The organism is Pseudomonas sp. zfem003, from assembly GCF_032621675.1.
GTDB lineage: Bacteria > Pseudomonadota > Gammaproteobacteria > Pseudomonadales > Pseudomonadaceae > Metapseudomonas > Metapseudomonas otitidis.
This window is the reverse complement of sequence record NZ_JAVYJG010000001.1, coordinates 730,099-742,694: the sequence shown is the minus strand read 5'-3', so window position 1 is coordinate 742,694 and position 12,596 is coordinate 730,099. Positions and strand designations below refer to the sequence as shown.

11 protein-coding genes are annotated in these 12,596 nt (G+C 67.8%); 8 read left to right on the top strand and 3 right to left on the bottom strand.

Features of this window, described 5'->3' with window-relative positions; translation table 11 throughout:
• The first annotated feature begins 332 nt into the window (after positions 1 to 332).
• From RTK35_RS03415 to RTK35_RS03390, 6 genes are all read left to right on the top strand, one after another.
• Positions 333 to 1,682 (top strand): TolC family outer membrane protein, encoded by a 1,350-nt coding sequence (locus RTK35_RS03415; RefSeq protein WP_044403740.1) that lies wholly within the window; start codon positions 333 to 335, stop codon positions 1,680 to 1,682.
• A gap of 41 nt (positions 1,683 to 1,723) precedes the next feature.
• The gene (locus RTK35_RS03410) at positions 1,724 to 3,880 is read left to right on the top strand and encodes a type I secretion system permease/ATPase (RefSeq protein ID WP_074967851.1); all 2,157 of its coding nucleotides are present in this window, start codon (positions 1,724 to 1,726) and stop codon (positions 3,878 to 3,880) included.
• 4 nt (positions 3,881 to 3,884) lie between these two features.
• Entirely contained in the window at positions 3,885 to 5,231 is a 1,347-nt protein-coding gene (locus tag RTK35_RS03405; protein WP_142016356.1) for an HlyD family type I secretion periplasmic adaptor subunit, read from the top strand.
• Between the two features lie 115 nt (positions 5,232 to 5,346).
• Positions 5,347 to 5,784: a nucleoside deaminase gene (locus tag RTK35_RS03400; RefSeq protein ID WP_044403734.1), complete on the top strand. Its 438-nt coding sequence runs from the start codon at positions 5,347 to 5,349 to the stop codon at positions 5,782 to 5,784.
• A gap of 39 nt (positions 5,785 to 5,823) precedes the next feature.
• The gene (locus RTK35_RS03395; RefSeq protein ID WP_316907377.1) at positions 5,824 to 7,242 is read left to right on the top strand and encodes a hypothetical protein; all 1,419 of its coding nucleotides are present in this window, start codon (positions 5,824 to 5,826) and stop codon (positions 7,240 to 7,242) included.
• 2 nt (positions 7,243 to 7,244) lie between these two features.
• Positions 7,245 to 7,475: a hypothetical protein gene (locus RTK35_RS03390; protein ID WP_222901704.1), complete on the top strand. Its 231-nt coding sequence runs from the start codon at positions 7,245 to 7,247 to the stop codon at positions 7,473 to 7,475.
• Here RTK35_RS03390 and RTK35_RS03385 read toward each other — a convergent pair.
• Entirely contained in the window at positions 7,465 to 8,970 is a 1,506-nt protein-coding gene (locus RTK35_RS03385; RefSeq protein WP_222901705.1) for an MFS transporter, read from the bottom strand. The genes RTK35_RS03390 and RTK35_RS03385 overlap by 11 nt on opposite strands.
• Before the next feature lie 134 nt (positions 8,971 to 9,104).
• Positions 9,105 to 9,818: a PH domain-containing protein gene (locus tag RTK35_RS03380; RefSeq protein ID WP_282886710.1), complete on the bottom strand. Its 714-nt coding sequence runs from the start codon at positions 9,816 to 9,818 to the stop codon at positions 9,105 to 9,107.
• Between the two features lie 297 nt (positions 9,819 to 10,115).
• On the opposite strand from RTK35_RS03380, the gene RTK35_RS03375 reads away from it, so the two are divergent.
• Positions 10,116 to 10,979 (top strand): RNA ligase family protein, encoded by an 864-nt coding sequence (locus RTK35_RS03375; RefSeq protein ID WP_107328400.1) that lies wholly within the window; start codon positions 10,116 to 10,118, stop codon positions 10,977 to 10,979.
• A gap of 5 nt (positions 10,980 to 10,984) precedes the next feature.
• Entirely contained in the window at positions 10,985 to 12,127 is a 1,143-nt protein-coding gene (locus tag RTK35_RS03370) for an AAA family ATPase (RefSeq protein ID WP_316907376.1), read from the top strand.
• Here RTK35_RS03370 and RTK35_RS03365 read toward each other — a convergent pair.
• Positions 12,115 to 12,573 carry an SRPBCC domain-containing protein gene (locus RTK35_RS03365; RefSeq protein WP_052807549.1) on the bottom strand — a complete coding sequence of 153 codons (459 nt, stop codon included), beginning with the start codon at positions 12,571 to 12,573 and terminating at the stop codon, positions 12,115 to 12,117. The two genes, RTK35_RS03370 and RTK35_RS03365, sit on opposite strands and share 13 nt — an antisense overlap.
• Between the last annotated feature and the right edge of the window lie 23 nt (positions 12,574 to 12,596).

Genomic DNA, 12,596 nt, shown 5'->3' with positions numbered 1-12,596 from the left:
GCTTGCGGCGCCGAGTCGTTCCAGAGGTGGATCGGCGCTGCATTCCTTCATTGATTCGGTGGTGTTGAAAAGCTGGCGTCAGTAATTTGGCTTATTCAGATTCGCTATTGGGTATATGCCAAAGTATTGACCAATTGACTGCCATCCTAAACAATTGCCTACGTAATGTCACTTTGATATTCGCAGCTATTTAAGATAGTTCTGACAGAAGGATCAGGACTGACTTGGGTCACGGATTTCTGCTCGCTGTTTGAGCAAGGTTGACGCCAATTCCCTGACGGAATCTTGCCCGGACAGAAACCCACCGAATTTCCATGAAAGGATGCCTTTCCATGCGTCTGCGCTTTGTTACCGCCTTGCCCTTTGCCCTTGTCGCCAGCTTTCCCCTGCACGCGCAGACCCTGCAGGAGGCCATGCAGCGTGCGATCGAGTACCACCCGGAAGTCCAGGCCGGGGTGAATGCCCGCCTGTCGGCTGACTATCAGTTGAAGGCTGCGAAGGGCGGCTACCTGCCGCGTGTGGACGTGGTGGCCGGCTATGGCCGCGAAGGCAGCGACAACACCACCACCCGTGGCCAGGGTGACCACTGGCGGACCATGACCCGTGGCGAGTCGGCCCTGACCCTGCAGCAGATGGTGTTCGACGGCTTCGCCACCTCCAGCGAAGTGGCGCGCCAGCAGGCCACCGTGAATTCCCGTGCCTACTCGCTGCTGGGCACCTCCGAGCGCACCGCGCTGGACGTGGCGCAGGTGTACATCGAGGTGATCAAGCGCCAGGAGATGGTCCGCCTGGCCGAGGAGAACCTGAAGAGCCACCAGCGCATCTATGACCAGATCACCCTGCGCAGCACCCGTGGGGTAGGGCGCCTGGCCGACCAGGACCAGGCCGAGGCGCGCCTGGCCCAGGCCCGCAACAACCTGATCACCGAGCAGACCAACCTGGCCGATGCCCGCACCAACTACTTCAGCGTGGTGGGCACCGACCCGCTCGAACTGACCGAGCCGTCCGGCCTGCCGGGCCAGTTGCCCGCCGACCTGGCCGAGGCCCGTCGCGCCCTGCTGGAAAACAGCCCGATCCTGCGTTCGGCCGAGTCCGACGTGGCCGCTGCGGAGAAGCAGTACGACGCCGCCAAGTCCACCTTCTACCCGCGCTTCGATGCCGAACTGCGCCGTGGCGCCGACAACGACCTGGACGGCCAGAACGGCCACGTCAACGAATGGCAGGCCATGCTGCGCATGCGCTACAACCTGTTCGCCGGCGGCAGCAACAAGGCCGACCTGGAGTCCAAGTCCTACCAGGTGAACCAGGCCCTGGACATCCGCAACAACGCCCTGCGCGTGCTCAACGAAGACCTGGGTCTGTCCTGGAACGCCCTGGCCAACGCCCGCGAGCAGATGCCCATCGCCCAGCAGTACGTGGACTACAGCAGCCGCGTGCGCGAGTCCTACCAGAAGCAGTTCAGCATCGGCGAACGCACCCTGCTGGACCTGCTGGACAGCGAGAACGAGCTGTTCACCGCGTCCCGTCGCCTGGCTGAAATTCGCTATCTGGAGCTGTTTACTCAGTACCGGATCAAAGCCACCATGGGCGAGCTGCTCAAGAGCCAGGGTGTCGTCGCTCCCATGGCGAGCGTCGTTCAGAGTGAGCTGAAGCCCGAAGTGAACCTGCCGGGCCTCAACTGAGCAGCGCCCAACCCCCGTACCGTTGAAAAGAGTGTTCCAGCGTGGATCAAGAAGCCAGTCGATTGCCCTTCACCAACGATCCACGCGGACAGCTCGATGACCCCCTGCTCGACAGCCTCCTCAGCCTCTGCCTTCAGCACCAGCGCCCGGCCAGCCGGGCCATGCTCACGGCGGGGCTGCCGCTGCCCGGCCAGCGCCTGACCCCCGAGCTGCTGCCCCGTGCGGCCGCCCGGGCCGGCCTGCAGGGGCGCCTGCTGCAGCGCAAGCTGGAGCAGATCCCGGCCATTGCACTGCCGGCCATGCTGATCCTCAAGGAGGGTCGCTGCGCCGTGCTGCTGGGCTGGGAAGCCAACGGCGATGCACGCCTGCTGCTGAGCGAGAGCGACGGCGGCGAAGTGCGCGCCCCCCGTGAGACCCTGGCGGAGGACTATGCCGGCCAGGCCTTCTTCGCCCAGCCGCGGCACAAGTTCGACCTCAACCACGGCACGCTGATCCCCCGGGTCAAGCACTGGTTCCGCGACACCCTCAAGCGTTCCCGCTGGCTCTACGTCGACGCGGTGGCGGCCAGCCTGCTGATCAACCTGATCGGCCTCGGCGCGCCGTTGTTCGTCATGAACGTGTACGACCGCGTGGTGCCCAACCAGGCCGCCGCCACCCTGTGGGTGCTGGCCGTGGGCATTTCCGGCGCCTACGTCTTCGACCTGCTGCTCAAGACCATGCGCGGCCTGTGCCTGGACCTGGCGGGCAAGAAGACCGACATGATCATTTCCGCCACGCTGTTCGAGCGCATCGTCGGCATGGCCATGAAGCACCGGCCCGCGCGGGTCGGCAGCTTTGCCCAGAACATCCATGAGTTCCAGACGCTGCGGGATTTCCTCGCCTCGCTGACCATGACCAGCGTCATCGACCTGCCGTTCACGCTGTTGATCCTGCTGGTGATCGGCATCCTCGGCGGGCACCTGGTGTGGGTGCCGCTGGTGGCCTTCGTGCTCGCCGGCACCCTCGGCTGGCTGCTGCAGAAGCCGCTGGTGGAGACCATGGACCGCACCATGGCGCTGTCCGCCGAGCGTCAGTCCAGCCTGATCGAGACCTTGGCCGGCCTCGACGCGGTGAAGGTCAACAACGCCGAGAGCGAGCGCCAGTACCTCTGGGAGCAGACCATCGGCACCCTGGGCCGCCTCGAACTGCGGGTGAAGATGCTCTCCAGCCTCTCGCTGAACCTGACCCTGCTGATCCAGCAGTTGGCTGGCGTGGTGATGATCGTCGCCGGGGTCTACATGATCATCGCCGGCGACCTCAGCATGGGCGGGCTGATCGCCTGCTACATGCTCAACGGCCGTGCCCTGGGCCCGATGACCCAGCTCTCCGGCCTGATCACCCGCTACCAGCAGGCGCGGCTGACCATGTTCTCGGTCAACCAGATGATGGCGCTGCCCCAGGAACGCCACGAAGACGAGCGGCCGCTGACCCGCCAGGGCCTGCAGGGCGCCATCGAGTTCCGCCAGGTGTCCTTCACCTACCCGAACCAGCAGAACCCGGCGCTGAACACCATCAACCTGATCATCCGCCCCGGCGAAAAGGTCGGCATCGTCGGCCGCAGCGGCTCGGGCAAGAGTTCCCTGGCCAAGCTGATCGTCGGGCTCTACCAGGCCGATTCCGGCAGCCTGCTGGTGGACGGCGTGGACGTGCGCCAGCTGGACGTCAGCGACCTGCGCCACAACATCGGCTACGTCCCCCAGGACATCCAGCTGCTGGCCGGCACCCTGCGTGACAACCTGGTGTCCGGCGCCCGCTACGTCGAGGACGAGCTGGTGCTGCAGGCTGCCGAGCTGTCCGGCGTGCACGAATTCGCCCGGCTGCACCCCCAGGGCTACGAGCTGCAGGTGGGCGAGCGTGGCCAGAACCTCTCCGGCGGCCAGCGGCAGAACGTCGCCCTGGCCCGGGCACTGCTGCTGGACCCACCGATCCTGCTGCTCGACGAGCCCACCAGTTCCATGGACAACACCGGCGAAGAACGCCTGAAACAGCGCCTGGCGGCCGTGGTCGCCAACAAGACCGTGCTGCTGGTCACCCACCGCGCCTCCATGCTGTCCCTGGTGGACCGCCTGGTGATCGTGGACAAGGGGCAGATCATCGCCGACGGTCCGAAGGAAGCCGTGATGGAAGCGCTGAAGAAGGGGCAGATCAGTGTCGCGTAAGTCGATGGGCGAAGGCCTGATGAGCTACTTCAAGGGCCAGGAAAGCCTGGCCGACCAACCCTTGCCGGAAGTCAGCAAGGCCCTGGTGGAGGACGCGCCCCGTGTGGTGCGCCTGACCATCTGGACGCTGATCGGCTTCACCCTGTTCCTCGGGCTCTGGGCGCATTTCGCCGAGATCGACGAGGTGACCCGGGGCGAGGGCAAGGCGATTCCGTCGTCCAAGCTGCAGAAGATCTCCAACCTCGAGGGCGGCATCATCTCCGAGCTGTTCGTCCACGAAGGCCAGGTGGTGGAGCCGGGCGACCCGCTGCTGCGCCTGGACCCCACGCGCTTCCAGTCCAACGTCGGCGAGACCGAGGCCGACCGCGTGGCCATGGCCCTGCGCGTCGAGCGCCTGAGCGCCGAGGTGGACGGCCGCGAGCTGGCCATTCCCGATGCGCTGAGGCAGAAGGCCCCCGGCCAGGCTGAGAGCGAGGAGGCGCTGTTCCGCAGCCGCCAGCAGCAGCTCAGGGACGAAGTGGCCGGGCTGGAGCAGCAGCTGGTGCAGAAGCAGCAGGAGCAGCGCGAATTCGTTTCCAAGCAGGGCCAGTACCGCAACAGCCTGGAGCTGCTGCGCCAGGAGATCGCCATCTCCGAGCCGCTGGTGGCGGAAGGGGCCATCTCCAAGGTGGAGGTCCTGCGCCTGAAGCGTTCCGAAGTGGAGGTGCGCGGCCAGCTGGAGGCCACCAACCTGGCCATTCCCCGGGCCGAGTCGGCCATCAAGGAGGTGGAGCAGAAGGTCGCCGAGACCCGCTCGCGCTTCCGCAGCGAGGCGCTCACCCAGCTCAACGAGGCGCGCACCGACCTGAACAAGGCCGAGGCCACCGGCAAGGCGCTGGAGGACCGCGTCAACCGCACCCTGGTCACCTCGCCGGTGCGGGGCATCGTCAAGCAGCTGCTGGTGAACACCATCGGCGGGGTGATCCAGCCGGGCAGCGACCTGGTGGAGATCGTCCCGCTGGACGACACCCTGCTGGTGGAGGCGCGCATCCGGCCCCAGGACATCGCCTTCCTCCACCCCGGACAGAAGGCCATGGTGAAGTTCACCGCCTACGACTACACCATCTACGGTGGGCTGCAGGCCGACCTGGAGCAGATCGGCGCGGACACCATCACCGACGAGGACGGCAACAGCTTCTACCTGATCAAGCTGCGCACCCGTAAGAGCCACCTGGGCAGCGACGAGAAGCCGTTGCTGATCATCCCCGGCATGGTGGCCTCGGTGGACATCATGACCGGCAAGAAGAGCATTCTCAGCTACCTGCTCAAGCCGATCATCCGCGCCCGCGCCGAGGCCTTGCGCGAGCGCTGATTCACAGCTCGGGCAGGCGAGGGTGGACAGCCTGCCGTCCGTCACCTAGGGTCTGCGCGGCTTGCGACCGCGCAGGCCGAGAAACCCAGGTTCCACCGCGTACGCAGGAGCGCCCATGGACGAATTCATGCAGGCCGCCATCGACGAAGCCCGCCAGGGGCTCGCCGAAGGGGGCATCCCGATCGGTTCGGTGATCGTGCACCGGGGCCGCATCATCGGCCGTGGCCACAACCGTCGCGTGCAAGAGGGCAGCGCCATCCGCCACGGCGAGATGGACGCCTTCGAGAACGCCGGCCGGCAGAGCGCCAGCGTCTACCGCGAGTGCGTGCTGTACACCACGCTGTCACCCTGTTCCATGTGCAGCGGCGCCATCCTGCTCTACGGCATTCCCAAGGTGATCGTCGGCGAAAACCACACCTTCCTCGGCGAAGAGGCGCTGCTGCGCTCACGCGGGGTCGAGGTCGAGGTGCTGCAGGACGCCACCTGCATCCGGTTGATGGAAGACTTCATCGCCGCCCGCCCCGAACTCTGGAACGAGGACATCGGCGAATAGGCGAGCGGATCGCCTGCGCGCGCGTTCACGGACGACACCATGCACAACCCACCACCCGCCTTCGGGGCAGTTGCCCCTGAGCCCTTCCTGCGCCGCAACTGGCCGGCGTTGCGCCGTGCCTGCTATGTCTTCGGGGTGCTGGCGGCCCTGCCGTTCGCCCTGCTGTGCCTGCTGATACCGGGCGGGTCGGGCTTCGGGCTGCTGCTGACCACCGGCGCCTGGCTGGGCATGGCCGGCCTGGTGTGGACGCTGTTCATCGAGCCCGAGGAGGCGGGCGGGCTGGCCAACCTCTTCGCCTTCTGCCTGCTGCTGGCCGGTGAGCTGGCCTTCCTGCCGCTCTCCATGGGCCTCCTTCTCGGTGCCATGCCGGCCGGGCTGTCGGCCTTGCTCGTATGGCCGCCCCTGGTGGGGCTGCACTACATGGTGCGCATCCTGCTGGCCATGCGCGAGAGCGGCGACGTGTTCGCCCTGCGCCTGCTGGCGGGCCTGGGTGTGGTCATCGCCGTCGGTGGGCCGTTGTACTGGGTGACCCGCGACCAGCCGGCTGCCCAGGTCATTTCCGCCACCCGCCCGGCGGCGGAGATCACCGTGCTGCGGGAGGGCCCGGCTCGCTTCGCCGAGGTCACGGTTGCCCCGTTGCTGGCCGCCGGGTATCGCAGCGTGCACGCGGACGGCCGCACCTACCAGGCCCTGCCACGGGGTGCGCGGCGCTCCGTGCCCTGGGCCGGCGAGCCCTCGCGCTATGTGGTCATTGAGCGCATCAGCCCCATTCCGGATTCCGAGCCTGCCGCCTGGCGCAGCGATGTGGAGGTGTTCGATCAGGCCGAGGACCTACGCCTGGGCAATCGCCAGGCCTGGGTCGGCGACGGCCGGCCGGTGATCGGCCAGGCGCCCGATGGGTACCCGGAGTTGCGGGATGCGCCTGCTGCCAGCTTCCTGCAGAAGGTGCTGGTCCCGCCGCCGCGCATCAATCTCCCCTGGGGCTACCCGGAGACGCCGTTGAACCTGCATGAACTGCAGCCCGCCACCCTGGTGGACCCGGCCCTGTTCGCCGGGCGCCCGGTCGGCTGTGGTGCGGTCAGCGTGCGCCCCAGCCCGGCCGGCTACAACAACGAGCTGGCGGGCCAGGGCTGGTGGTACCAGCCCGACTCCGCCATACGCCAGGTGGCCTGCCTCGGTGACAGTTACCTGCTGCTCAGCGACTGGCACCTGGGGGGTATCTCCCTCGATCACGTCGACCGTTACGGCCAACTGCTGGGCCAGTACCGGCTTGACCTGAAGGCCACCGACGGCAGCCGCGAGGCCGGCCAGGTGGCGCTGCTCTCGGCAGACAGCCGAGGCGGGCGGCTCTACCTGCGCTTTGGCACGTTGAGCTGGGAGCACCTGAACGCGCGGGCCACCCGCTACGACCGTGAACTGGCCGTGGACTTCACCCTCGGCAGCCGGCCTCTCTACTAGCCATGGACAGCCTCCTGGGCGCGGTCGGCCGCCTGCTGGGCGAACTGCTGGTGGAGGTGCTGCTGCGCTGGGTGCTGTTCAGCGTCGGCCGCGTCGTCCTGCGCCTGGGCACCCTGGGGCGCTACCCCAGGGGCCACTGGCTGGACGATGGCTGGGAGAGCGCCATCACCTGCACGGTGGGGCTGTTCGTGCTGCTGGGCGCCGTGGTGACCCTCGGCACGCTCATGCAGTGACCGCTTCCGGCTCCACCTGCGACAGCGGCTTCGCCACGCTCTCCAGCGGCTGCCGCTCGGCCGCCACGCCCCACAACGCCTGGATCACCCCGGCCGCCACCATCAGCCCGGCGCCGATCAGGTAGCCGATGAACACCTGGCTGCGCTCGGCGCTCTCGATCAACTGGCCGAACAGCAGCGGCCCGATGATGCCGCCCAGGCCGGTGCCGAAGGCATAGAACACGGCGATGGCCAGGGCGCGAACCTCCAGCGGGAAGGTCTCGGCCACTGTCAGGTAGGCCGAGCTGGCCGCCGCCGAGGCGAAGAAGAAGATCACCATCCAGGCAATGGTCTGCTGGGTGGCGTCGAGCATCTGCTGCTGGAACAGGTAGCCGCTCAGGGTCAGCAGTACGCCGGAGAGGATGTAGGTGCTGCTGATCATCACCCGTCGCCCCACGTGGTCGAACAGCCGGCCCAGCAGCAGCGGGCCGCAGAAGTTGCCGAGGGCGAAGGGCAGGATGTACCAGCCCACCTGGTCCCCCGGGACGTCGTAGAAGTCCGTCAGCACCAGGGCGTAGGTGAAGAAGATGGCGTTGTAGAAGAACGCCTGGCTGGTGAGCAGGCTGAGGCCCACCAGGGCGCGGCGGCGGTGGCGCACGAACAGGGTGTGCAGCACCTCCGCCAGGGGCGTGTGGTCACGCCCGCGCAGGCGCATGCGCGGCAGGTGGTCGACGGAGGCGAGTGTGTGCCCCTCGCGGCGGAAGCGTGCCTCGATGGCGTCGATGATGGCCTTTGCTTCGTCCGGGCGGTTGTGGATCATCAGCCAGCGCGGGCTTTCCGGCAGCCACAGGCGCATCAGCAGGATCACCAGCCCCAGCGCCGCGCCGATGCCGAAGCACAGGCGCCAGCCCATGTCACCACCCACCACGTCCGGGTCCAGCAGCACCACCGAACCCACCGCGCCGAGGGCGGCGCCGACCCAGAAGGTGCCGTTGATGCCCAGATCCACCCAGCCACGGAAGCGGGCCGGGGTGAACTCCTGGATGGTGGAGTTGATCGCCGAGTACTCGCCGCCGATACCGGCTCCGGTGAGGAAGCGGAACAGGAGGAAGCTCCAGAGGTTCCAGGCGAAGGCGGTGGCGGCCGTGGCAGCGATGTACACCGCGAGGGTGATGAAGAACATCCGCCGGCGACCGATGCGATCCGTCAGCCAGCCGAAGAACAGTGCCCCCAGCACCGCCCCGGCGATGTACATGCCGCCGGCCAGGCCCACGTCGGTGTTGCTCATGTGCAGGGCCGGGCTGTGCTTGAGGGCGGCGGCCACCGAGCCGGCTAGGGTCACCTCCAGGCCGTCCAGCAGCCAGGTGATGCCCAGCGCCATCACCAGCAGGGTATGGAAGCGCCCCCAGGGCAGGCGGTCGAGCCGCGCCGGCAGGTCGGTGTCGTAGTGGCGGGTTTCGTCGCCGGTGGCGTCCTGGCCTGGACGGGCGTGTGCGGTCAGCGAGGGGCTGTTCATCACGGGCTCCTTGATCCATGGGGGCCGGCGCCGGGGCTGGCCATGATCTGGAGAGCGCGCGAGGGGGAGGGGAGTTCAGGTTGTCTGCCGGCCGGCACGGGGCCGACCGGCAAACGGGGCTGGCGGGTGGTGGTTCAGAGGTCGCTGAGGATCTTCATCTTCAGGCTCTGGTACTCGGCCTTCGAGAGCTTGCCCGACTCGAACTGCTGCTTGGCATCGGCCATGGCCTTGGCCAGCTTGTCGGCGCTGGCGAAGGCGGTTTGCGGGTTGACCAGCTTGGACAGCCCCTGGAGGGCGCCGATGTCGCCCGTCACTTCGGCGTTGAAGATCGGGGTCGTGGTGCTGTCGCTGTCGCCGCTGTAGGACACGCTGGAGCTCGACTGCGTGGTGCGCTTGCTGGCGCCCGGGATGGACGGGTCGAAGAGGGTGTCGAAGCGGGTGAAGCCGAGCCCGCGCTCTTCCATGCCGCGGACGCGGTTCCTCTCGCGCCACTCCTGTTCCTGCTGCTGGCAGTACACGTACAGGGCCCGCGCGCTGACCACCTCCAGGCCGTTGAGGCGGATCAGCAGGCCGTTGTAGAGGCGCAACCGTAGTTCGGCGCCGAACAGGTCCTGCAGCAGGTTCTCGTCGATGGCGGCGTCCTGCAGGTCCTGCCAGCGGATGTCGTGCATGCGGTAACCGCCGATCAGGCGGCGGCGGAAGATGATCAGCCGCATGTTGGTGGCGACCACCACCTCGCGGCGGTGCTTCAGTGCGTGAAGGCGCAGCTGGTGCGAACTCTGGAGGATGGTCTCGTCCCCCAGCAGCAGGGACTTGATGGTGGTGAGCGCCGCTTCGATCCGATCCATGGAGGCTTTCCAGAGTGTGAAAAAGGGCCGCAGAGTGCCATCGCACTCGGCTCCGGGCAACCCGGTGTGCGGTGCATCACGCTCACGGCCTTGACAGGCCGGGTGGTGTGGCGGTCCAATGCGCGCCCTTCCGATCCACCCCCTTCCCTCAAGTGGTGAAGCCAATGCCCCGCGCCAGCCAACTCGCCTGACACCGACGACGGTTCGACAAGCTCTGTTGCTGGCCGTGCATTCGCACGCTCACTGATCCCGCTGCATCACGTCGTCGGTTTTCCCTGTTTCAAGAAGGAGAAGACCATGACGGACCACGTCCGCGTTTCGACGCTCAACCTCGACTTGTTCAAGTACCCGCGCACGCCTCACCTGGAGTCGTCGCGGCTGCAGCTCGGCGACAGCGATGCCGACCAGCTCGCCTACCGTGACCTGGCCGGCTGCCACCTGGTGGTGGAGGAAAAACTCGACGGCGCCAACGCAGCCATCAGCTTCTCGCCCGGCGGCGAGCTGTTGCTGCAATCCCGAGGGCATTACCTGATCGGCGGCAGCCGCGAGCGCCAGTTCGGCCAGTTCAAGCAATGGGCCTGCGCCCACGAAGCCTGGCTGCTGGAGCGCCTGGAAGACCGCTACGTGATGTTCGGCGAGGTGTGCAGCAAGCTGCATTCGGTGTTCTACGACCGGCTGCCGCACCTGTTCCTCGAGTTCGACATCTGGGACCGCACCGAACAGGCCTTCCTGTCCACCCGTGCGCGGCATGGGCTGCTGGCGGGTGGCCCGGTGCTGTCGGTGCCGGTGCTCCACGAGGGCCCGCCGCCGCCTCGGCTGGCCGATCTGCTGCGGCTGGTCGGCCCCTCCCTGGCGCGTTCGCCCGACTGGCGCGCCAGCTTCGAGCGCACCGTACGGCGCGAAGGGCTGGACCTGGCCCGGGCGCTGGCCAACGGCGACCACTCCGAGCACATGGAGGGGCTGTACCTGAAGATCGAGGACGCCCGGCACACCCTGGGCCGCGCCAAGTGGGTCCGCCCGGATTTCGTCCAGGCGATTCTCGACAGCGGCCTGCACCATTCACGGCAGCCGTACATTCCCAACCTGCTGGCACCGGGCGTTGACCTCTACGCCCCGCAGCCGGTGGTGACCTGGGCCAGCCTGGCTGCCCAAGGAGACTGAAGACCATGGACATGGCAACCCTCAGGGCCCTGGTGCCCAACCCCGGCCAGGCGGCGGACTTCGCCGCCTGCCTGGCGGCCATCCCGTCCCTCGGGCGGCTGGCCGATACCCCGCAGGACCCGCTCTACCACGCCGAGGGCGACGTCTGGATCCACACCCGGATGGTGGTGGGCGCGCTGCTGGCCCAGACGGCCTATGCCGCTGCCGATGCGGACGCGCGCTTCGTGCTGTTCTTCGCCGCGCTGCTGCACGACATCGCCAAGCCGGACACCACGGTGATCGACGAAAGCACCGGCCGCATCGGCCAGCCGGGCCATTCGCGGCGCGGCGCCATCGATGCGCGCATCCTGCTGTGGCGCGCTGGTGTGCCGTTCGAGCTGCGCGAGCGCATCTGCCGGATCATCGCCGTGCACCAGCTGCCGTTCTTCGCCCTCAGCAGCGACCGCAGCGGGCGCCCGGTGGAATTCACCCTGCACCGGCTGTCCTGGGAGCTGCCGCTGTGGATGCTCTGCGCGGTGGCGCGGGCGGACATGCTGGGGCGTGGCTTCGACGGCAAGCAGGCGGTGCTGGACGAGATCGACCTGTTCGAGCAACTGGCGGAGGAGGAGGGCTGCCTGCACGCGCCCAAGGCCTTCGTCGACGAGCACACCCGGGTGCAGTACTTCCGTGGTGCGCGGGTGCTGCCGGACTACCCGCTGCACCGGGCCGTGGAGGGCTCCGAGGTGGTGGTGCTGGCCGGCTTGCCGGCCAGTGGCAAGAACACCTGGCAGGCGCGCCACCGGCCGGACCTGCCGGTGGTGTCCTTCGACGACGCTCGCGAGGCACTGGGCCTGCGCCACGGCCAGAACGAAGGGGCCGCTGCGCACTACGCCATCGACCAGGCCCGGGGACTGCTGCGGGCGCGGCGGCCCTTCGTGTGGAATGCCACGCACCTGTCGGCACAGATGCGCAAGAAGACCCTGGACCTGCTCTACGCCTACGACGCGCGGGTGGAGCTGGTCTACCTGGAGCAGCCGGAGGCGGAGATCCTCCGGCGCAATCGCCAGCGCGACAGCAGCCTGCGCAACCAGGACATCGCGCGGATGCTGTTCAAGTGGGAGGTGCCGGTGCCCAGCGAGGCGAACCGGGTGGTCTATCAGGTGGTGTGAGGCTTCACCGATTCCAGCGCCGCCGCCAGGTGCGCCAGCATGGCCTCCCAGCCGGCGCGGGCGTTGTCGGCCTGTTCGCTCCAGCGGGCGTCCAGGTGATGGGTCAACTGCAGCTCGCAGCCTTCGTCCAGGGCGCTGATGTCCACGTCGACGCGGTCGCGCTCGGCACTGTCCCGGCCGATGCCGAAGGTGAAGGACAGCCGCTGGGGGCGGACCAGTTCGAGGTATTCGCCGACGTGCTCGACCTTCTCGCCGTTACGCAACTCCACCATCAGCAGGTGGCCGCCGGGGCGGGGATCGAGGTCGACGACGCGCATCTCGCCACCGGGCGTGGCGAACAGGAAGCGGCAGGCCAGCGCCGGGTTGAGCCAGGCGCTGTAGACCGCGTCGGCCGATTGCGCAAAGCGTCGGTGGGTGTGGAGGGCGAGGGTCTGGGTGTCCTGCATGGCGGTCTCCTTGCGGTACGCGC